Below are 21,966 nucleotides of genomic sequence, written 5' to 3' on the forward strand. Positions count from 1 at the left end.
TTATTAGTATGATATGAATTCGAGACCATGAACATCCTCGATCCAATTGTTGAAACTGAATTCCGTTACGGTTCGGCAATGGGTGCCGGAATCCGAATAATGTCGAACTCGGTTCGAGTAAGCGATGATCGCATTCCGGAAAGGGATGCATATAACTACGTCTTTATTTCGCGGAACGCCTCTTTTGAAGAGGCAACAAACATTGTGACCGAGGAATTGAACCGGTTCCGGCAATCGAATGCGCCGCATATCAAAATAGTTTTTCACCCACAGAATCAGCACTGGCAAAGGATTGAAGAGCTCGAACCCTTTACTTATACCGCCAGGTTTATCATGGTCCTTTCTCTGTCCAAACCCGCAAACGCCGTATCGGATGAGAATTGCCGGGTACTTGGCAAAAGCGAGTTGGAAGCCCTGTATGACTTCGAATTCCACATGTATGAACCGAAAGGAGTCGACTATGCGAGACACCAGACAGAAATCAAACTCGATACATACACAAACAGTGAAGAATTCGAAATCATCCTTTATTCACTTGGAAACCGGGTTGTAGGAACTGTGGAACTCTATAGCGACAATGGCATCACAAAATTCGACGACTTCAAGGTGCACGAGGATTTCCGCCGCCGGGGATTCGGTAAAAAGCTTCAGCACTTCGCCCTATCGAAAGCATATCGAAACGGAGCCGGTCACCTCTACGCTATCACCCACGACGATGGATTCGTCAAAGAACTTTATAAAAAAGACGGCTTCACTGAAGTCGGCATCCTGCACACCTTTCGCAAATAGACCGCCACCCGGTATTTCCATTTGCCCTGTTAACATCATACAATACAAGTCGAGAAAGCCGTATTGTACATCACCCCGCAAGCGTCTGCCGCACCGCGCGGTTCCAGCCTTCGAGATATACCAGCTTTCTTTCCTCATCCATTGCAGGCTCATAGCTGTGCTGGAGATGACGCAATGACAAAAGTTCTTCCGTTGAATCCCAGACGCCCGATTTCAGTCCTGCAAGAAAAGCGGCCCCGAGCGATGTCGATTCGGTATTGTGTGGTTTATGTACGGCAACACCGAGCATATCCGCCTGAAACTGCATGAGAAAGCCGTTCTCCACCGCTCCCCCGTCCACGATAAGCGATTGCGGCGTTACACCTGTATCCGTAACCATGGCGAGGAAGACATCATAGGACTGATAAGCGATCGACTCGAGTGCTGCACGAACTATATGCCTTTTATTGGCTCCTCGTGTCAGACCGACGATGCTCCCTTTTGCATCAGCATGCCAATGCGGCGCTCCAAGACCGGTAAAAGCCGGAACGATATAGACCCCCGCGTTGGATGCAACCTCTCCTGCAATCGCTTCCGATTCCGCAGCATTTCCAATAATGCCTATTTCATCCCTGAGCCATTGTATCACTGCACCGCCGATAAAAATTGAACCTTCAAGTGCATAACAGGGCTTTCCCGCAGCATCGATTGCAAGCGTCGTCAATAGACCATTCTTCGAGCGAATGAAGCGATCTCCAGTGTTCATGACCATAAAACAGCCTGTCCCATAGGTATTCTTGACCTCGCCTTCCGTAAAACAGCACTGCCCGAACAAAGCAGACTGCTGATCACCGGCTACCGCTCTTATCGGAACGCCACGAAGTTCACCAATGGACTCTACAGTTCCGAAATCATCCATCGGATTTCTTACATCCGGCAATAATGAACAGGGTATATCGAAAACATTCAAGAGATCATCATCCCACTTTTTTTCCCTGATGTTATAAAGAAGCGTTCTGGAAGCATTGGTATAATCGGTCGCATGGACCTCTCCCCCTGTCAGCTTCCATAAAAGCCAACTATCGACAGTACCGAACAACAGGTTTTCAATGTTTTCAATCGAACTGTGTTCGAGAATCCAGCGGATTTTTGTCGCGCTGAAATAAGGGTCGAGAGGCAGACCTGTTTTTTCTGCAATCATCTCGGCTTCATCGACATACCTGGCGCATAAACCAATGGTCCGCCTACACTGCCATACAATCGCATTACAAATTGGATGGCCGGTTGTTTTATCCCATACAATAACAGTTTCCCGCTGATTCGTAATCCCTATCGCCGTCACCTCTCCGCGACATGCAGCTGTCAGCTCAACAGCCGTATCGACAACGGTCTTCCAAATTTCAACCGGATCATGCTCAACCCATCCTTCTTGGGGATAGATCTGGTTTATCTCCCGGTAACTGTCGGCAATGATTTTGCCACTCGAATCGTAAAGTACCGACCTCGTTCCGGTTGTTCCCTGATCTATTGCGAGAATACTCATACCACATCCAACATCGTTAAAAGATTTCAGGATAATTCCCCTGCTTCAGCTTTTTTTGCAAGCTCTTCTAGACAGTTCTTGCATAAACAGCTGTCATAACGATCGGCAAGGTACTCTCTGACTTCCGATGGAACGTTTACCGAAGAACACCAGCATTCCGCCGAGAGTTTGCAATCAAAAGCAGTTCCACATACCGGACAGGTAGCATTGCCTCCTTTTCCATCGTTTTGCCTTTTATGTTTCTCCATTGTAGTTCTGTTTTTGTTCATGATTGAAATCCAATATAGGTTACCTCGTGCTAATTTAACGTATATTCCGCCCATATAACCCACCCCTTCCGCAATCTGTTCAGGCGAAAACGTTGCAGGTTTGAGGAGAAAGTATTTTTATTCTGTTATGGAGATCAACGACACTTTAAAACGCTCGATTCAATGGTCAAGCAGAGCAAGAAATGAAACAGCCTTCACTTATATTCCTCACTGGTTTCAGTGGTTCCGGCAAATCGACTATAGGACCGTTGCTCGCCAATTCGCTGGGTTACGACTTCCTGGATCTCGATAAAGAAATCGAGCTGCTTGCCGCCAAATCCATCAACAGGATATTTGCCGAAGAGGGTGAAACACATTTCAGGGACCTCGAATATAAAGTCCTCGAAAAGCTTGTTGGCAGAACCGAACTGGTTGTTTCGCTGGGTGGTGGAGCCTTGCAGCACAATTCGTGCTTTTCACTGATAATCGCATCAGGGACTCTGGTTTACCTCCACTCGAGTCCTGAAATTCTCGCTAAACGGTTGAGCCACAAAACCGACCGGCCATTGATGAAAGGTGACAATGGTGAACGTCTTTCAAAAGAACAGATCGAAAAAAAAATATTCACCCTGCTTGAAAAGCGAGAACCCCGTTATAAAACTGCCCAGATCATCATTGAAACCGATACAAAAAGAATAGGCTCAACGGTAGAGGAGCTAACGAGAAAAATCGAACGGTACGTCCGCAGAGCAGAAAAACGCCATTTTGTAAACAATCAAAAAAAGCATACAAAAAGTGAGTGAAATTATCGTCAGCACCCCTGTCCACACCCGACTGGAGCAACTGTTTCTCAAGCACGACCTGTCTAAAAAAACTGTCGTACTGTTTGATGAAAACACAAAAGAACTGTTCGGGCGAGACATTCTGTCAGCATTGAAGAGTCAGGGTTTCACGTTTATCGATCTTGTCGTGCCCGCCAGGGAAACCTCCAAAAGTTTTCGTACAGCATACCGTCTTTACGGAAACCTGATCGAGGCCGATGTCGACCGAAGCTGGAACATCCTTGCTGTAGGAGGAGGCGTGGTAGGCGACCTTGGTGGCTATATTGCCGCCAGTTACTACAGAGGAATACCAATTGTTCAGTTACCGACAACACTGCTGGCTATGACTGACAGTTCCATCGGCGGCAAGGTTGCAATCAATCATCCATTAGGAAAAAACCTCATCGGCTTTTTTCACATGCCAGAACTGATACTGATAGACCCGTCATATCTGAAATCGCTTCCAGAGCGGGAAGTATATGCAGGCATGGCTGAAGTGGTGAAATACGGGTTCATCGCCGACATGGAATTCTTACGATATATAGAAAAGCATTTCGATGAAATTGTTGCCATTAAAGATCCTTACGTGTCGGAAGCTGTCCGCAAAAGCACAAGCATCAAAGCGGATATTGTAGAACAGGATTTCAAGGAACAAAGCGGTTTACGGGCGACTCTGAACTTCGGACATACTTTCGCTCACGGATTTGAAAAGCTTGCCGACTATCGACATATCCGTCATGGAGAAGCCGTCGCGATAGGTATGGTTTGTGCACTCCACCTCTCACATAAGCTTGAAAAAATAAACCAGGAGGATTTGCAGCGGGGACTGACACTCTTGAACAAATTCAAGTTCCGCAGGGGCCTGGTTCAGAAAAGATTCAAAGATATTCCTGCTGAAGCCATTCTGGAAAGTATGCTTTCAGATAAGAAGAAGGTGGACAAACAGCTCCGCTACGTTTTACTGGAAGGACTTGGCAAAGCCTACCTCCACCCGGAACCTCTCGAAGACGGCATCGTCATCGAAGCGATCGAGGAAGCAAAGAAAAGCTTTTGAACATTGTGAGAGTACGTTACAAATTGCCATCAAAGAGCATCATCAAACACAGATAGCGCTGAAAAAGAGAATTGTTGTTCAAGTTCAGGGAGTGTCCAGACGCCGGAGCTGAGTGTATGTATGAATACAGAAGCTTCGGAAGTCAGGACAAAGTGCAGAAATTGGGCAAATGGCCTTTCTCAAAACCATCTAGAGATTCATATCCAACAATACCTTCGCCCCTTTCAATACGGCCCGCTCGTCTATTACCGGCGGATTTTCCATGACCGAAGCAACAAGTCTGCTGTTTCCTCCTGTTCCGATAATCTTAACCGCATTCTCCTGTAACTCATCAATGAGGAAATGATGCACACGCGTAAGCAGCCCTTCTATCTGTTTGACACACCCCCAGAACACCCCGCTTTGCATACAATCGGCTGTTGACTTTCCAAGAAGCGGTATCGGCTCCTCCGTTATTTCTATCAAAGGAAGCTTCGCCGTACGATCGTGTAACACAGCAGTCATCAGGTCGAACCCGGGTAAAATCATCCCGCCAAGATAAACACCCCGTGAGCTCACAACATCGAAGGTAATGGCTGTTCCGATATCAAGAGCGATAATAGCTCGATCAGGCCAGCTTCTACAACTCAATGAGCAAAGAGCCAGCCGGTCGGCACCAAGAGTATGTGGGGGATCGTAATCAAGCGCAAACGGCAAGGATAACGTACTGTTGATCTCCACAACCTTTCCAGAGAGGGTGTTCGCCAGGATATGCAGAAACTGTTCACCGACAGAGGGAACGACACTACAGACAGCGGCATGTAAAATGGAAGGATGATTGTTGAAAATCCTTCTGGTCAGGTCCAGTACCTTTTTACCGCCCTTGAGTTTTTCTGTCTGGATTGTATAAGTCGCGAGACACCGCTCTCCTTCAAAAACCGCACAGTCTGTAACAGAATTGCCTATTTCTATAATCAAAACGACCATCATTGACAAAGATACCACCGAAGGAGGCTGCTCAGCGCTCGAACGGAACGTTGGTAAGAACGGACAACTCGTCGAGCATTTTCTCGAAACCCGGCAGGTTTTTTGTAACAAAAACGGAATCCTTCGCTTGACCTGCCTCGGCAACCACAAAATATTTCGATGGAGGATTGAAGGTGACAGGTTCTTTGTAGATCCTGACGATATCGTTTAGGACAAAAGTCTTGTCAGCACCTCTCCGATAGTTGTACGAAAGAGAATTCTCGTCGAGCGTTATAACGTCCCCTTCCTGTCCATGCTCGGCAATGAAACGTGTGTTGTACGCCTGGGGAATGGCGAATGAAACTGTTGTCAATAAAAGAAGAACCGTACTTTTCCACAAACAGCCCAGATCGATACCATAACTGAACTTGCCGAACCTGAAAAAAACACCCCAACTGACAGCAAGCAACGAAAGCCCTACAAGCCAGGTAAAAAAATAATAATTGTCAAGCCACCACGTAGGGTAGGTCAATGGATATTGAAAAACCTGCTGCATTATATTCTGTTTCTGAAACCTGTTATGAAAGCCATGAAAATAAAGCTTTTTAACCTTTAGTTTACAATAAAACGATATTTCGCCAATTCTCTCAAACAAAAGCATGTACAACCATGAAATCATTCCACAAAGAGCTCTGGATGAACGTACCTGACCGGATGGAATTCGTAAACATCACCCGGAACGTCGAAGAAGCACTTGCAGAAAGTGATATCAGTGAAGGGCTTTGCCTTGTCAACGCAATGCATATTACCGCTTCGGTATTCATCAATGACGATGAACCCGGACTTCACAGTGACTACAAACGATGGCTCGAAGAACTGGCTCCTCATGAACCGCTCAGCCTTTACCGGCATAACCTGACAGGCGAAGACAACGGTGACGCACATCACAAGCGCCAGATTATGGGAAGAGAGGTTGTTATTGCTGTAACCCGGGGAAAACTGCATTTTGGCCCCTGGGAACAGATTTTTTATGGCGAGTTCGACGGAAAAAGAAGAAAAAGACTATTGATAAAGATTATCGGAGAATGAAAAGAGACTGCCTCGGCTGACAGCACTGCCAGTTGACAGAAATGCTTTCCGGCGAACAAGGAGTCAAGCAAAACAAGAGGCTGTCTCAAAAGCACTGCTTCACGGCTATCGATCACTATGCACACGTTTCCGGTAGAGAGTCATGCCGCACTCGATGCGGCATCCATACTGACTTTCTTTGGAAGATGGATCCCCGGGTCAAGCCCGGGGATGACTATGTGAAAATAATTGAATGACGAGTGAGACAACCTCGTTTTTCAGTGTTCGAAAAGCATTTCCGAATAGGTCGGTAGTTCCCATTTATCCCTGTCCACCATAAACTCGAGTTTGTCAGCAACCTCGCGGACCTTGTCCATAGCCGGAAGAACGACATCGGCAGAGTAATCTGCCATCTCAAACCCTTCTTCAAGAGTATCCATCTTTTCAATGACCCCGTCAAGTTCGGCAGTCAAATCGATAACGTCTCCAAGACTTTCGGCGAGTTCCTTGAGGTGATCACCCTGGCTTTTAAGTGTTTTACCAGATACCCCGACCCTCTCGGCAGCATCTACCAGAGCGTTGAAAGAACTAGCGATTTCACCCTGATATTCCGAAACGTTCGGAATAACAAAGGTTTTGAGCATCAGTTGTAACGTCCTTGCTTCGATATCGATACCTTTGACGTAACGCTCGAGACGGGTGTTGAGCCTTGCATCGAGTTCTTCCTGTGACAATACGGAATATTTGACAAACATCTCACGAGTATCGCTGTCACGGAGTACCCGCATAGCCTGGGGTGTGTTTTTAAGATTCGGAAGCCCCCTGTCGGATGCAGCTTTCTGGAGATTTTCACTGTAGTTGTCACCCTGATAGCGAACAGGTTTGGTTGCTGCGATCTCAGCACGAAGAACATCCTGAATCGCTGCATCTTTATCGACTCCGGAGTCGATTTTGCTTTGGATCTCATCTGCAAGTTCATCCATCGCTTCAGCCATAAGCGTGTTCAGCACCATGTTCGGAACTGAAATAGGCTGGGAAGAACCTACTGCCCGAAACTCGAATTTGTTCCCGGTAAACGCGAACGGTGATGTACGGTTACGGTCGGTATAATCCTTGTTCAGAACCGGCAGGTGAGCAAGACCGAGGTTTAGTACCTGTTTTTCGGTCGCGAAATCGACCTTACCGCTCTCGATAGCGTCGAGAACCTTTTCAAGCAGTTCACCGAGGAAAACCGTAACGACTGCCGGAGGAGCTTCGTTTGCCCCAAGACGGTGGTCATTGCCTATACTGGCAATAGACGCTCTCAGAACACCTGAACGCTTGTAAACACCTTTCAGAACAGCAACAAGGAACACAAGGAACTGTATGTTCGATTCAGGAGTATCACCAGGTTCGAGCAGATTAACGCCCCCGGCCGTTCCGATCGACCAGTTGTTGTGTTTACCTGAACCGTTTATACCGGCAAAAGGCTTTTCATGCATGAGAAGTGCGAAACCTTTCCTTTCAGCAACTCTTCGCATCACCTCCATGACAAGCAGGTTATGATCTGCAGCAATGTTTGCTCGCTCGAAAATCGGGGCGATTTCAAACTGATGCGGAGCAACTTCGTTGTGGCGGGTTTTTGCTGGAATTCCCAGAAGGTATAGTTCTTCCTCAACCTCTTGCATGAACTCGAGCACCCTGTTTGGAATGGCACCAAAATAGTGATCTTCGAGCTGCTGGCCTTTCGGAGGCATAGCACCAAGAAGCGTACGCCCGCTCATAACCAGATCGGGGCGCATAGAGTAAAATTTGCGGTCAACCAGGAAATACTCCTGCTCCGCCCCGGCATAGGTATTGACACGGCTGACACCGTCTACACCAAGAATACCGAGCAGTTTGATTGCTGATTTGCTGACGGCATCCATTGAACGAAGCAGCGGTGTTTTTTCATCAAGTGCTTCACCATGGTAAGAGATAAAGACCGTTGGAATACAAAGCGTCAGTCCTTTACCGCCTTTCATGAGAAAAGCCGGACTTGTCGGATCCCAGGCTGTATATCCCCGCGCTTCGAAAGTTGTTCTCATACCGCCGGAAGGAAAACTCGATGCATCGGGCTCACCCTGAATGAGCTGCCCGCCTGAAAAACGCTCGATAGGTGTTCCGTCCTTGTCAAAAGTCAGAAATGCGTCATGTTTCTCCGCTGTCGCACCCGTCATTGGCTGAAACCAATGGGTATAGTGAGTAGCCCCATTTTCCATAGCCCATTCTTTCATGCCATGAGCGACAACCCCGGCAATTTCTTCGGAAAGCTTGTTACCGGTTTGTATGGTTTTCTGCAACGCTCGATAAACCTCTTTTGGAAGTTTTTTTCGCATCGCCTTATGATCGAACGTCAAAGCACCGAAATACGATGATACCGCATTTTTATTATTGTTTTCCAACAGCTCCTCCTTTATGGTTTTTATGGTTTCTGTTTTCACTTTCTTGATTTTTTTTCATCAAATACAGCCAGAACCTGCCTGTCCTGCAGGTTCTTGCGGACGATATCGGAACTGATCTTTGTATTCCTCTTTATCTGTGATAAAACAAAACTTGTGTTGGTCCCGAGCACTCCGGGCCAGCTCTGTACCCTTGAAAGAAGTTGCTCAAGTGATTTGGTATTATGTGTCATGACCCGTAAAATATGGGAGCCTTCTCCAGTTACGGCATAGCATTCCATAATCTCTTCCTCACGGAGCACATGCTCCATGAATGACTTGTAATGCTTGGACGAATCAACTCTCGCCCATACAAACGCCTGGATATCAAACCCCAAACGTCTCTCATCCACCTGGGTAGTAAACTTCTTGATAATTCCCTTTTTCTGAAGTTTATCGAGACGCTCACTGACTGAAGGGATCGACAAACCGACAATTTCTGCGAGCTCGCTCAGCCTTATACGACCGTTATCACCGAGCGCCTCAACAATTTTCAAATCGATAAGATCAATGTGACCCGACATAAACCTACAATTTTGTATTTGTTCACCACAACATTACAAAAATAATAAGATTATTACAAACTTAATCTAAAATTATCACCAACAAGCCGCAGTAAACCTAAAAAAATAAGGACATGATATTTCTGTCCTGCTGATTTCGATAACACTGCAAGATCTTACATTTCTTTCAGGATTTCCAGAAAAATGCGTAACTATTTTCTGGCTTCGCACTTATAAATCTTCATCAAAACAGTGCGCATTCGAAATATCAGGGGATTCTACAGAACGCCCGACAAACCATCGATCATGATTGAACTAAAACCTGACGAAAAATACAACCACCACGACAGATCCTCTCAAATCCCGGAAAAAAACGATACCGAAACCGTACGTCCTCCTGCGATCGATGATTTACGGTTTTTCGTAAAAGGCTCCCTCACCCTTTTGGCAAAATTTGTCCACGACATCGATTGGCTTTTAACAAAAATCAAATCGAATGACAAATCTTGAAGTAATATGAATTTGCCTCGATCAAATGCTGTACTGGAAAACAAATTATCATTATATTCAGCTCATGAATTTTTACCGCTCTTGATAATTTTCTCGAGCGTATAACCTACAACTGCATCAAACAGTGAAAGTAGCTATTTTCGGAGCTGGAGTTGCCGGCTTGAGTGCGGCCATCGAGTTAGTTGACCTCGGATATGACGTTGAAATCTATGAGAAACGAAAAATTCTCGGCGGCAAGGTTTCTGTTTGGAAAGACAGCGACGGCGATTCGATTGAATCGGGGTTGCACATAGTTTTCGGCGGCTACGAACAATTGCAGACCTATCTTGACAGAGTTGGAGCAGGCGACAACTATCTTTGGAAAGAACACTCTCTCATCTATGCCGAACCTGATGGGAAACAGTCTTTTTTCAAAAAAGCCAACCTTCCGAGCCCCTGGGCTGAAGTCGTTGGCGGCCTGCAGGCTGATTTCCTCACGATGTGGGATAAAATCTCTCTCATCAAAGGCCTCTATCCAGCTCTCGCCGGAAATGAAGAGTACTTTCGAAGCCAGGATCATATGACATATTCGGAATGGCACCGGTTAAGAGGTGCCTCCGAAAACTCACTGCAAAAACTCTGGCGAGCAATTGCACTTGCCATGAATTTTATAGAACCGAATGTCATCAGCGCACGCCCGATGCTGACAATATTCAAGTACTTCGGCACAGATTACGCTGCGACAAAATTCGCCTTTTTCCGTGAAAACCCGGGCGATTCCATGATCGAACCCATGCGCCGGTATATCCAGAGCAAAGGGGGTAGAATCTTTATCGATGCCAAGCTTTCCCATTTCGACATCGATGAAAGCGGCACCATTGAACGTGCTGTACTCAGCGATGGCCATCCGGTTGAAGCCGATGCTTTTATCTCGGCTCTCCCGGTGCACAATGTCAAAAAAATATTACCGAAACAGTGGTTGCATCATAACTATTTCTCCAACCTTTACCAGTTTACAGGTAGCCCCGTTGCCAACTGTCAGTTATGGTTCGATAAAAAAATAACCGATACCGACAACCTGATGTTTTCTCAGGGAACGATTTTTGCGACCTTCGCCGATGTATCCATAACCTGTCCGGGTGATTTCCAGCAGGGAAACGGTAGTGCAACAGGTGGCAGCGTGATGAGTCTGGTACTTGCACCGGCACATCATCTCATGGATATGCCAAACGAGGTCATTACAGAAATGGTCATGAAAGACATTCACGATCGTTTCCCGAAATCAAGGCACGCCAAGTTGCTGAAATCAACGATAGTAAAAATACCCGAGTCCGTCTATAAAGCAGTTCCTGATGTAGACAAGTTCAGGCCGGATCAGATCAGTCCGATCGACAATTTCTATCTTGCGGGTGATTATACCTATCAGCGATACCTCGCATCGATGGAAGGAGCAGCTCTCAGTGGACGCCATGTCGCTGAAAAACTGCACGCGAGAGCCGGAAGGTAACATCCGAAAATCCAGCAAAAAACCAGAGGAACAGCATCGTTACCGGAAAAAACCCTACGGCAGGGCGAAAGCGTTCGTTTACAGGCAAGTTCTGTTATTTCGATAGGCATCGTCTTTCATTATAACTTTGCAGTGTCACTTTTCAGAGCCTATGGACACTCCCCTGCTTATCATTTTTACGAGAAATCCTGTAAAAGGAAACGTTAAAACGCGCCTTGCTGCTTCGACAAGTGATGACTTTGCACTGAAAGTTTACAACAAACTACGGGGCATCACTCAAAAAGCGGCATCAGCAAGTGGAGCCGACATCGCAGTCTACTATGATGACCACTTGCCCGATGCTGACATATTCCAGGAAACGAAAACCCGGACTTTTTTACAAAAAGGAAGTGATCTCGGCACCCGCATGTTCAACGCTTTCAAACAGGGTTTTTCAGAAAACTACCGGCGCGTAGTCCTGATTGGAACCGACTGTCCCGAACTGACAGGAACAATAATCACAAACGCTTTCGACGCCTTGGAGCAACACCATGCGGTACTTGGACCGGCAAAAGACGGTGGTTATTATCTCATAGGGTTGCGTGTACTCCTCTCTGAACTTTTTATCGACAAGCAATGGAGTACCAGTACTGTCTGCCGCGAAGCGAAGAATGAACTCGATCGTCACCATATCGATTATGCTTTACTGCAAACCCTTTCAGATATAGATACCCTTGAAGATATCGGAAATTTTAAACCGGATTGATCGTGAACATAAGCATTATCATTCCAACCTTCAATGAGGAAGAAACCATTGCCGAAACACTTTCGAACATCTGTAACGCTACCGAAAAGCAAAACGACATCGAAATCATTATCAGTGACGCGAGCGATGACAGCACACTCGGCATTGCAGAGAATTTCCCTGTCAGGACCTGCCGTTCACCTAAAGGCCGCTCGATACAGATGAACCGCGGAGCAGATATCGCAACCGGTACAATACTTTATTTCCTTCATGCCGACACTCTACCACCTCATGGGTTCACAGAAAGTATCGTTAACACTGTCGAGCAGGGCAGACCTGCCGGCTGCTTTCAGATGTGTTTTGACGATCCCCATTGGCTGATGCAAACCTATGGGTGGTTTACACGACTCCCCCTGATGTTTTGCAGAGGAGGCGATCAGTCTCTTTTCATCACTCGTGATCTTTTCAACCGGATAGGCGGTTTCAATGAAAAAATGCGTATAATGGAAGATATCGAGATAATTGAACGCATCAACAAACACTCCACCTTTGCCATACTTGACGATGCTGTAATAACGTCCTCAAGAAAATATACTGTAAACGGTAGAATCAGGTTACAGATAATTTTCGGAACGATCCACTTGCTCTATGCGATGGGATTCGATTTAGATATTTTGGCAGATTTCTATTCTCGAAACATCTCCTGAAACCGCCTTATCCGGCAAAGTAAAAAATAAGCATAAACTTTATGCGCCATCTTTTTAAGGCGTTATGTATTATATTGCCTGTGTAAACACCTTGTTCTCGAGGAAATAAAACGTCACTAGCCATACACCGATCAAACCTGAATCCAACCATGACCCAAGAGAGAAAAGAACCACAAGCGATTCAAAACGCAACATCTCAAGATGACATTGCCGGCAGCAATGAAGCCAGTATCCCTCTGCTTATGGAAAATATTGGCACACTTTTCGATTCCGCATTCAGTTCACTAGCTGAAATGGTTGATTCAGTGAATTCCCTGACCGGACAGATCACAGACAACGTCAGCAGTACAGTAAATTCCGAATCCGTTCAGAATGTCATCGAGGGCTTGAATACGGCTTCGCAATCGTTGTTATCAAGTGTCAATTCTACAATTGAAGGAGTCAACACCGCACTCGAATCCAAGGAACTGAAGGAAACCTTTGACAGCTTGGGACAGTTATGGAATACAGTAACTGAAAGTTTTGATTCAGTGGTACAGGCCGTACCCGTCCAGGAAATCATAGAAAATGTCAGTGCCGGAATCGGTCAGGTCACCGGAAACGTCGGCGGGATGGTGTTTCAACAACATTCGGATACAAAACATCCCAAAGCTGTCGAAATACCGTTCACTCATAAGGATTCCTGTTGCGGGCACGAAAGTAAAAAAACCTCGGCTGATACGGAAAAAAACCATACAAATCAGCCCCTGCAGGAAAATGTATAGAAACAATCAAGGAATAATAGCAGGGCCAAGTTGGAGTTCATTTCTCTACTCTAAAGAGTTATCAGTTTCCCCATTTGCCCCCAAGACAGGAAAAGTTTGTGTTACGTTCAGACAACAGCCAAAGGAAACCCTCATCAAGTTCCAGTACAGCAAAACAGTATCGGGTTTTAATCGCTGACGACGATAAATCAACCCGAATTCTGTTGAACCATTTTTTAAAAAAAATGGGCTATCAGCCTGTCGACGCAATCGATGGAGAGGAATGTATTTCGATCCTTGAAAAAGAAAAAATAGATATCCTCCTCTTGGATATCAACATGCCGAAAAAAGACGGTTTTGGAGTTATGTCGTACCTCCGAAAAAAAGACATCCCGATACCGGTCATCATGATTACCGCTCTCAATGACATCCCTAACACGGTGAAATGCATAAAAATGGGAGCGTATGAATATCTTACCAAACCACTGGATGTTGATCGACTTCAGATCGTCATGAGAAATGCAATCAGTGAATCGGAGCTTCACGATGCAGTTTCCCAATTGAAAAAAGAGCTGAAAACCAAGGAAATTTTCAAACAAATCATCGGAGAGAGTTCTTCGATCAAACAAACAATGGAACAGGCTCTGCAGGTCATGGAAACAGACCTCAATGTCCTGATAATTGGAGAAAGCGGAACTGGCAAGGAGCTTTTCGCTCAGGCCATTCATGAAGGCAGTAAAAGAAAAAACGGTCCTTTTATCTCTGTCAATTGTGCTGCTATTTCTCATGAACTTGCAGAAAGTCTTCTTTTCGGACACTCCAAAGGCTCATTTACCGGTGCAAACAATGACCATGAAGGATTTTTTGAGCAGGCTGATCAGGGAACGCTTTTCCTTGATGAAATTGGGGATATGAACGCAGATATACAGGCAAAAGTACTCAGAGCCATTCAGGAAAAGAAGATTCGAAGGGTCGGAGAAAAAATCGAACGAAGCATCAACTTCCGGGTCATTTCAGCAACCCACTGGAACTTCGCTCATGCGCTCGACAGCAACTCTTTCAGAGACGACCTTTATTATAGACTCGAAGAGTATCCGCTTTACATCCCGCCGCTACGGGAGCGAAAAGAAGATATTCCTTTTCTGGCGAAACATTTCCTCGAGGAGTTCTGTAGCGCCAATAACATCAAACAGTTGAGTTTTACACCTGAAGCTGTCGAGGAGATGGTGGAATACCATTGGCCCGGCAATATTCGCGAACTTAAAAATGCCATTCAGCGAACAGCGATCAGCAGCAAGCACATCGGAGAAATAACATCGATACTCCGGCACAGAGGAGGACATATCAGAAAAAATGATCAAAAGATCATAACTCCGAACAACTGTACCCACATAGAAACAGCATGTAAAAAAGAAAAAATTCAGAGCCTCGAAGAAATCGAACGCAGGGCAATCGAAGAAGCATATAAAGCCTGTGAAGGCAACCCGACAAAAACAGCTCAAGCCCTCGGCATCGGAAGAGCAACACTCTATCGTAAACTCAAGAAATTCGGACTCAACTAAAAAAGCGACAGGTAACACAACGCCACAGCTTCTCACTCGTCATTCACTATCGAAGCTGGCTTGCCGCGGTGCTGATTCCCGTATGTCCAAAACCTCCCTCGCCACGAACTGTCTGTGATAGCGAGTTTACTTCCTCGAGTGTCACATGTTCGTAACGGGAAACGACCATTTGAGCAATTCGATCACCATGCTGAACCCTGAACGGCTTTTTTCCATAATTGACAAGAATCACCTTGACTTCCCCCCTGTAATCTGCATCGATGGTTGCTGGGCTGTTGGGTAGTGAGATCAAGTGCTTGAGCGCCAAACCGCTGCGTGGCCTGAGCTGAGCTTCAAAACCTTCAGGCAGCTCGATACACAACCCTGTAGGAATGAGCGCGGTTGTAAAAGGATCGATTTCCACCGGAGCATCCAGACATGCAGCCAGATCCATGCCGGCAGCATTCGCCGTTGCATACCGGGGAAGAATGGCTTTTTTCTCGATACGGACTATCTTTACCGTAGACATTGCAGAAAGTGGTTTATATTGGTTTTTACTCAAGATAACTCATTCGCACAATAAGCATTGACAGTGAATAATAAAACAGAAAAGGTGTACGCTCTCGCTTTCGGTGCTCATCCTGATGATGTAGAGCTTTCCTGCGGGGCAACATTGTTGAAACTCATCGACGAAGGCCAAACAGTTGCCGTATGCGATCTCACCCAGGGCGAAATGGGAACCCTTGGTTCACCGGAAACGAGAAAAAAAGAATCCGACAGGGCAACAAAAGTTATGGGTTACACAAAACGCGTAACGCTCGATCTCGGAGACTCGAAACTTTACTACACCGAAGAGGCACAAAAAGAAATCATTCGGGTCATTCGTCATTTTCAACCCTGTGTGGTGTTCGCCAACCCTCCGGACGAGCGGCACCCTGATCATATCAAAGCGTCACGCCTGGTCAATGATGCGATTTTCTATGCCGGACTCAAAAAAATCACCACGGTGCACAACGGTGAGCAACAGGAACCTTACAGGCCGCCACATCTTCTCTACTATATGCAGTTCAAGCACATCGATCCGTCTCTCATCGTCGACGTCACAACAACGTTCGAACGATCCAGAAAAGGTATCCTCGCTTTCGGCTCACAATTCTACAAGGAAGGTGAGACGAATGAACCGGAAACCTTGATCCAGCGAAAAGAATTTCTCAGTGGACTCGAAGCCCGAGCCCGATATCTCGGAGAACAGATTGGGACCGAATATGGAGAAGGCTTTACTGAACCAGGTCCCTTGAAAGTAACAACGTTCACTGCTTTATTTCCAGAAAAATGACAGTGACGTCAGTTTCAACCGAACGTCTCAGTACCCACATTGCAACCCTCTTGGCACGTCATCCGCCAACCAAACCGTCATTTCCACATCAATTGTAATCCACCTTCGCCGTATTTCTTCCTCTCAGAAACTTATCTACATACAGAGCGGCACGACATCCTTCTGAAGCAACAATTATAGCCTGCTTGATATCCTTGCACAATATATCTCCTGCAGCAAAAACACCGGGCACGGATGTAGAAAAATCCACCCCTATCTTCAAACAACTTTCTTCGACACAATCAAGCTGACCTCCCGCATAGTCGATGATAGGAGAAGAACCGCTCAGATAAAGAAAAACACCATCTACCTCGAGAGGAGTATTCTCTCCTTCGATTGCAAGAGACTCGACAGCTTTTTCCCCGTTAATCGCAGCAATGCGTTGGTTATACCGCACGTCAATATTCGGTTGAAAATCGAGCTCCTCGACCATTTCCGACGGCACCGAAAACGATGATGTCGGACAGAGCAAATACACTTTCCCAGCAAAGCGTGAGAGCACCTTCGCCTCTTCTATCGCTTCTCCTGTTCGGCCGGCAACGGCAACGACTTGCCCCTTGTAAAATGCAGCATCGCAGGTAGCACAGTAGCTGACACCAGCCCCCAAGAGTTCCTGCTCACCCTTTATCTTCCTGTTTTTTCCCATCGAACCGGTAGCGAGAATCAAAGCTTTTGCCCTGAAAACCTTGCCGCTCGCGGTAAAAACTTTTTTTTCGTGTTCGCTCAAATCAAGGCCGGTCACTTTTTCTCTGAAAAACTTTGCGCCGAACGATTCAGCTTGACCTCTCATCGAGTCGAGTAGTTCGATACCGGAAACGTCCGAACGAACCCCGGGATAGTTGGCAATAATGTGAGCCATACCCAAAGCACCGGCATGGGGATCCTTATCGAGGACAACCGTCCGCAATTCAGCTCTTGCAGTATAAATAGCTGCGGACGAACCTGCAGGCCCTCCCCCGATAATCACAACATCATAGTGTTCTGTATTCATGAGACATCACCTGTTTGTAACTTTTCTCTTAATGGTTTCATATTGTCAAGAATTCTCTAAATTCCTCAAAGCTATCATTTCCTTGCAAAAAACACAGGCCATGCAAAAAATAGTAGTCTGGTTATCATTTTTTTTTCTGTGCTGCGCATTACCCTCTTGCAGCGATCCGCAGGAATATCGTTCAGATCACATTACCATTGGTATCGATGGCGACTTCGACCACCTGAATCCCTTACTGATACAACTCTCTCTCTCTCGAGAAGTCTGTACACTTCTCTTCCCGTCTTTGACAAAACCTTCCTACGATCGGCAAAAAGGAACTATCGAATTCAAACCTAACGCTGCTGAAAACTGGGAATTCAGCGACGATGGCAAAAAAGCGGTGTTTCATCTCAAAAAAGATGCGGTTTGGCAAGACGGCGAACCATTAACTTCCGAAGACTACAAGTTTTCGTACCGGCTCTATGCAAATCCTGAAATTGCCAGCACTCGCCAACACTATCTCAACGACCTTTTGAGGCTCGATGATGGCAGCATCGATTTTGAAAACAGCGTCGAAACACCTGACGATCACACGCTGGTTCTGAAGTTCGACAAACCGATGGCTCCAGCCATAATCCTCGATCATTTCAATGATCTCATGCCGGTCGCTAAGCATATTTTCGATTCGATTCCTCCCGAAGAAATCCGCATGCGAGCAGCAGAAACACCGATTGTCGGTGCAGGCCCTTTCAAGGTGAAAGAATGGACTCGGCAGCAACAACTTGTCCTCGTATCGAACGAGAAATCGATATTACCTCATCCGGGACTTACCTCCACGATGAGCTTCATCATCGTTCCCGAGTACACCACGCGCCTTGCCATGCTGAAATCAGGCCAGCTCGATGCACTCATATCTGCTGGCGGAATCAACCCGAAAGACCTTCCGGAACTGCAAAAGACAAACCCCGAGATCATGATAACACCCGTCAAGAATCGATATTTCGACAGTATCGTATGGCTGACCATTGACGGGGAGTCCTATAGAAAGCATGAGAAAATCAAACCGAATTTTTTCTTCGGGGATAAAAAGGTACGCCAAGCCATGACCCATGCAATTGACCGCCAAGCCATAATTGATGGCTTCATGGGCCCAGAACATGCTGTAATAGTCAATACATCACTATCCCCTGCCTATGAAACGATCGCCAACCGGTCCCTCGATGCCTATGCATATGATCCCCAAAAAGCGCAGTCATTGCTCAAAGAGGCCGGATGGGAACCCGGACCTGACGGCATCATGCAGAAAAACGGTAAACAGTTTTCTTTTTCCCTTGCAGCTCAGGCCGGGAACCCGCGCAGAAACTATGCGGCAACAATTATCCAGCAAAACCTCCGCGAGATCGGCATAGAGTGTGAGCTTAGAATCGACGAAAAGCTTATTTTCAACAAAAGCCAGAACGAATTCCGCTACGATGCCGCATTATCGGGCCTTGCTGCCGAAACCCTGCCGTTTCAGCTTATCATCTGGGGGTCGGATTTCAAGAACCGGCCTTTTAACTCTTCGGCATTTCAGAATGCAAAGCTTGACAGGGTAATAAGCCGACTCAGCACTCCCCTTCGGGAAAACGAGAGCATTCTCTTATGGCAAGAGTACCAAACAATACTCCATGAAGAGCAGCCGAGAACCTTCCTTTACTACTACGATGAACTCGAGGGATTCAGCGAAAGGGTTAAAAACGTGGAAGTCAATCTCCTTTCGACTCTTTATAACGCATATGAATGGGAGCTGAATTAGCGTATACTCACATTGGGGCATTCCGTATTTTTGCTATATTCTTGAGCTTTTTGTTGCGATCGTCTATCATCTTCCACAGGTCAAGATCAACAGGTATGCCTCGTTATACTCCCGAACAGCTTGAAAAAAGAAATCTCTCCGTCTGGACTAAAGTGCAGGGCATCCTTGCGCCCATACAGTTCGTTGCGTTCATAGCCGGCTTTGCCGTGACCGTTCTGTACAAACTAGGCATGGGTATCGACAACTTTACATGGGTAACCGCTTTTATCATTCTGAAAACCGCTATTTTTCTCCTCATTTTTATCACAGGAGCGTTTTTCGAAAAAGATGTCTTCGACAAATACGTTTTTGCACCGGAGTTTTTCTGGGAAGATATCGGTAGCACCATAGCAATAATCATTCACCTTGCCTACTTTATTTTATTTTACATGGGCCTGGATGAAAATGTCCTTATCTGGACTGCTCTCCTCGCCTATCTGAGTTACTTGATCAACGCCGCACAGTTTTTGTTCCGCTTGATCATAGAAAAACAGCATGCGAAAAAAACTCAAACAGCAAACTGAAGCCAGCAGAACCGCCATGAAAGCAAAAGCAATCGTTTTTACTGGTGTTCGCCAGATAGAAGTTAAAAACGTAACGCTCAAACCGGTCTCGTCGACCGATGTACTCATTGAAACCTATTGGTCTTCAATTAGTACAGGTACCGAAAAAATGGCTTTCGACGGCCTTATTCCTTCACCGCCGTTCATCTTTCCGTTTATCCCCGGCTATGAAACCGTAGGAAAAATCACAAAGGTCGGAGCCCATGTCAATGAAAGCCTCATTGGCAAGTATGCATACATAGCCGGATCTTTCGGATACGAAAACGTCAATGCCGCTTTTGGAGGAGCATCACAGTTTGTAGTCTGTCCGGTCGAGAGTATTACGGTACTTGAAGGTATTGACGACCCGAAATGCGGCATTGCTTTACCGCTTGGAGCAACTGCTCTCCATTTTATGGATCTTGCAGACATAACAGGAAAGAAAGTTCTTGTTCTGGGTCAGGGTGCCGTAGGCATTCTTGCCGTCCAGCTTGCCAAACACATGGGGGCAAAACTTGTTGCGGCTACAGAACCATACCAGAACCGCCTTAACTTCTCTTCTGCAGACCTGAAAGTTAACCCATCAACACAGGATGTTTCAGCAGCACTCGCTGGAAACGAATTCGATGTCATGATAGACAGTACCGGCGTCATGAACGCTATCGAAACAGGCCTGCGCTTCCTGAAATTCCACGGCAAAGTAATTTTCGGGGGCTACTACCAACGAATGAATATCGATTACTCACAGGCTTTCGAAAAGGAACTGTCATTTGTCGCTGCACGTCAATGGGCCAAAGGAGACCTGCTTCGTGTCAGAGAGCTTCTCAGAACCGGCAAACTGAACGCAAAAAAGATATTCACCCATAGCCACTCCGTTGATACCGATCTTGCCGAAGCGTACCATCAAGCATTCAATGACCCGGACTGTTTAAAGATGATTCTCAACTGGAAAGAGCCAGATACCGAAACCCTTTCAGAATAGGAATATCATATCTGTATGACACCACGTACCATAGCCATATACGGAAAAGGAGGCATTGGAAAAAGCTTCACGACAACCAACCTCAGCGCGACGTTTGCGCTTATGGGAAAAAAAGTACTGCAGTTGGGTTGTGATCCGAAACATGATTCGACAACATCGCTTTTCGGCGGAGTATCATTGCCAACCGTGACTGAAGTTTTTGCAGAAAAAAATGCCTGCAATGAAAAAGTGCAAATCAGCGATATCGTTTTCAGAAGAGATGTCCCTGATTTTCCACAGCCAATTTACGGTGTTGAGCTGGGCGGCCCACAAGTCGGCAGAGGGTGTGGTGGTAGAGGCATTATTTCCGGCTTTGATGTACTTGAAAAGCTGGGGCTCTTTACCTGGGATCTCGATATCATTCTGATGGATTTTCTCGGTGATGTCGTTTGCGGAGGGTTCGCGACACCTTTGGCACGCTCTTTGAGTGAAGAAGTCATTCTTTTGACAACCAATGACCGCCAGTCGATATTTACTGCCAACAACATTTGCCAGGCAAACAACTATTTTCGAACCGTAGGAGGACAATCAAAACTCCTCGGACTCATTATCAATCGAGATGACGGTAGCGGTATTGCAGAAAAGTATGCGGCTTGTGCAGAGATAAACATCCTCATGAAATTGCCATACGATCCGGCGGCAAGGGATAAGGATGACAGCTTCAATTTCGCAATTCAGGTTCCTGAAATCGGAGAAAAGTTTCGCAAACTCGCCGCTGATATCATTGAAAGAAATATCGAATCCTGTGAGTCGGCCGGGCTTGATTTTCAAACATTTGTCCGCTTGTTCGGAGAGGTGAACGAAGCTCATCCAACCCCTGCCTCGGCAACAGAGCTAATCGGACAACAAACACAAACAAGTCCCGACCTTTCAGCACAGGAATACGATGATCCTGGCTCATCTGACAACGAAAAGCTGTTATCCTGCGTCGATAAACTCCCTGATGCCGAACGAGAAATCTACCGCATGATTGAAATTGATAAAAAAAGCGTCACGGAAACAGCCCGACTGCAAGGTATCAGTGAATCGGAAACCGAGAAAACACTTTCAGCCGCCAGAACCCGTCTGAGAAAACTGTTCTTCTCTCTATAAACAGTGACG

General features: G+C 46.2%; 22 protein-coding genes. 14 read left to right on the forward strand and 8 right to left on the reverse strand.

Annotated features, from left to right (window positions below):
* Positions 1-27: 27 nt before the first annotated feature.
* Entirely contained in the window at positions 28-789 is a 762-nt protein-coding gene (locus tag QZ209_RS08560) for a GNAT family N-acetyltransferase (RefSeq protein ID WP_294346963.1), read from the forward strand.
* A gap of 70 nt (positions 790-859) precedes the next feature.
* On the opposite strand, the gene glpK is transcribed toward QZ209_RS08560, so the two are convergent.
* Positions 860-2,311, reverse strand: a complete 1,452-nt coding sequence (glpK, locus tag QZ209_RS08565) for a glycerol kinase GlpK (RefSeq protein WP_294346965.1) — start codon at positions 2,309-2,311, stop codon at positions 860-862.
* 26 nt (positions 2,312-2,337) lie between these two features.
* Complete coding sequence (locus QZ209_RS08570; RefSeq protein WP_294346967.1) at positions 2,338-2,559, reverse strand: cysteine-rich CWC family protein; 222 nt, start codon at positions 2,557-2,559, stop codon at positions 2,338-2,340.
* A gap of 203 nt (positions 2,560-2,762) precedes the next feature.
* Between QZ209_RS08570 and QZ209_RS08575 the strand changes: the two genes are divergently transcribed.
* Both QZ209_RS08575 and aroB read left to right on the forward strand, forming a co-directional pair.
* The gene (locus QZ209_RS08575; RefSeq protein ID WP_294346968.1) at positions 2,763-3,362 is read left to right on the forward strand and encodes a shikimate kinase; all 600 of its coding nucleotides are present in this window, start codon (positions 2,763-2,765) and stop codon (positions 3,360-3,362) included.
* Positions 3,355-4,434 (forward strand): 3-dehydroquinate synthase, encoded by a 1,080-nt coding sequence (gene aroB, locus QZ209_RS08580; RefSeq protein ID WP_294346969.1) that lies wholly within the window; start codon positions 3,355-3,357, stop codon positions 4,432-4,434. Before QZ209_RS08575 ends, aroB begins: the two co-directional genes overlap by 8 nt.
* Before the next feature lie 189 nt (positions 4,435-4,623).
* Here the strand turns inward: aroB and QZ209_RS08585 are convergent, their stop codons facing one another.
* Both QZ209_RS08585 and QZ209_RS08590 read right to left on the reverse strand, forming a co-directional pair.
* Complete coding sequence (locus QZ209_RS08585; protein WP_294346971.1) at positions 4,624-5,418, reverse strand: type III pantothenate kinase; 795 nt, start codon at positions 5,416-5,418, stop codon at positions 4,624-4,626.
* A gap of 13 nt (positions 5,419-5,431) precedes the next feature.
* On the reverse strand, positions 5,432-5,935 hold the full coding sequence (locus QZ209_RS08590; RefSeq protein WP_294346972.1) for a hypothetical protein: 504 nt from the start codon (positions 5,933-5,935) through the stop codon (positions 5,432-5,434).
* A 113-nt stretch (positions 5,936-6,048) separates the two neighbouring features.
* Between QZ209_RS08590 and QZ209_RS08595 the strand changes: the two genes are divergently transcribed.
* The gene (locus QZ209_RS08595) at positions 6,049-6,468 is read left to right on the forward strand and encodes a secondary thiamine-phosphate synthase enzyme YjbQ (protein ID WP_294346974.1); all 420 of its coding nucleotides are present in this window, start codon (positions 6,049-6,051) and stop codon (positions 6,466-6,468) included.
* A gap of 257 nt (positions 6,469-6,725) precedes the next feature.
* Here QZ209_RS08595 and QZ209_RS08600 read toward each other — a convergent pair whose 3' ends face one another.
* Both QZ209_RS08600 and QZ209_RS08605 read right to left on the reverse strand, forming a co-directional pair.
* Positions 6,726-8,870, reverse strand: coding sequence for a glutamine synthetase III (locus QZ209_RS08600; RefSeq protein ID WP_294347058.1), 2,145 nt, complete (start codon positions 8,868-8,870; stop codon positions 6,726-6,728).
* Positions 8,871-8,905: 35 nt separating this feature from the next.
* Positions 8,906-9,430, reverse strand: a complete 525-nt coding sequence (locus QZ209_RS08605) for an Lrp/AsnC family transcriptional regulator (RefSeq protein WP_294346976.1) — start codon at positions 9,428-9,430, stop codon at positions 8,906-8,908.
* A 613-nt stretch (positions 9,431-10,043) separates the two neighbouring features.
* Between QZ209_RS08605 and QZ209_RS08610 the strand changes: the two genes are divergently transcribed.
* The 5 genes from QZ209_RS08610 (at position 10,044) to QZ209_RS08630 (ending at position 15,141) form a co-directional block, all read left to right on the forward strand.
* Positions 10,044-11,405 carry an FAD-dependent oxidoreductase gene (locus tag QZ209_RS08610; RefSeq protein ID WP_294346978.1) on the forward strand — a complete coding sequence of 454 codons (1,362 nt, stop codon included), beginning with the start codon at positions 10,044-10,046 and terminating at the stop codon, positions 11,403-11,405.
* A gap of 151 nt (positions 11,406-11,556) precedes the next feature.
* On the forward strand, positions 11,557-12,150 hold the full coding sequence (locus QZ209_RS08615) for a TIGR04282 family arsenosugar biosynthesis glycosyltransferase (RefSeq protein WP_294346980.1): 594 nt from the start codon (positions 11,557-11,559) through the stop codon (positions 12,148-12,150).
* 2 nt (positions 12,151-12,152) lie between these two features.
* Positions 12,153-12,836 carry a TIGR04283 family arsenosugar biosynthesis glycosyltransferase gene (locus tag QZ209_RS08620; protein ID WP_294346983.1) on the forward strand — a complete coding sequence of 228 codons (684 nt, stop codon included), beginning with the start codon at positions 12,153-12,155 and terminating at the stop codon, positions 12,834-12,836.
* 149 nt (positions 12,837-12,985) lie between these two features.
* Positions 12,986-13,600: a hypothetical protein gene (locus QZ209_RS08625; protein WP_294346984.1), complete on the forward strand. Its 615-nt coding sequence runs from the start codon at positions 12,986-12,988 to the stop codon at positions 13,598-13,600.
* Positions 13,601-13,698: 98 nt separating this feature from the next.
* Positions 13,699-15,141 (forward strand): sigma-54 dependent transcriptional regulator, encoded by a 1,443-nt coding sequence (locus QZ209_RS08630; RefSeq protein ID WP_294346985.1) that lies wholly within the window; start codon positions 13,699-13,701, stop codon positions 15,139-15,141.
* 46 nt (positions 15,142-15,187) lie between these two features.
* Here the strand turns inward: QZ209_RS08630 and dut are convergent, their stop codons facing one another.
* Complete coding sequence (dut, locus tag QZ209_RS08635; RefSeq protein ID WP_294346986.1) at positions 15,188-15,649, reverse strand: dUTP diphosphatase; 462 nt, start codon at positions 15,647-15,649, stop codon at positions 15,188-15,190.
* Between the two features lie 63 nt (positions 15,650-15,712).
* Between dut and bshB1 the strand changes: the two genes are divergently transcribed.
* Positions 15,713-16,456, forward strand: a complete 744-nt coding sequence (gene bshB1, locus QZ209_RS08640; RefSeq protein ID WP_294346988.1) for a bacillithiol biosynthesis deacetylase BshB1 — start codon at positions 15,713-15,715, stop codon at positions 16,454-16,456.
* 88 nt (positions 16,457-16,544) lie between these two features.
* Here the strand turns inward: bshB1 and QZ209_RS08645 are convergent, their stop codons facing one another.
* Positions 16,545-17,486 (reverse strand): FAD-dependent oxidoreductase, encoded by a 942-nt coding sequence (locus QZ209_RS08645; protein ID WP_294346989.1) that lies wholly within the window; start codon positions 17,484-17,486, stop codon positions 16,545-16,547.
* Between the two features lie 100 nt (positions 17,487-17,586).
* Between QZ209_RS08645 and QZ209_RS08650 the strand changes: the two genes are divergently transcribed.
* From QZ209_RS08650 to QZ209_RS08665, 4 genes are all read left to right on the forward strand, one after another.
* Entirely contained in the window at positions 17,587-19,263 is a 1,677-nt protein-coding gene (locus tag QZ209_RS08650) for a peptide-binding protein (RefSeq protein ID WP_294346991.1), read from the forward strand.
* A gap of 95 nt (positions 19,264-19,358) precedes the next feature.
* Positions 19,359-19,826 carry a 2-vinyl bacteriochlorophyllide hydratase gene (gene bchF / locus QZ209_RS08655; RefSeq protein WP_294346992.1) on the forward strand — a complete coding sequence of 156 codons (468 nt, stop codon included), beginning with the start codon at positions 19,359-19,361 and terminating at the stop codon, positions 19,824-19,826.
* A 16-nt stretch (positions 19,827-19,842) separates the two neighbouring features.
* Positions 19,843-20,826: a chlorophyll synthesis pathway protein BchC gene (gene bchC, locus QZ209_RS08660; RefSeq protein WP_294347060.1), complete on the forward strand. Its 984-nt coding sequence runs from the start codon at positions 19,843-19,845 to the stop codon at positions 20,824-20,826.
* A gap of 15 nt (positions 20,827-20,841) precedes the next feature.
* Positions 20,842-21,957, forward strand: a complete 1,116-nt coding sequence (locus QZ209_RS08665; protein ID WP_294346993.1) for a chlorophyllide a reductase iron protein subunit X — start codon at positions 20,842-20,844, stop codon at positions 21,955-21,957.
* The last annotated feature ends 9 nt before the right edge of the window (positions 21,958-21,966 follow it).

Origin of the sequence: Prosthecochloris sp., assembly GCA_015482705.2 — a bacterium.
Lineage (GTDB): Bacteria > Bacteroidota > Chlorobiia > Chlorobiales > Chlorobiaceae > Prosthecochloris.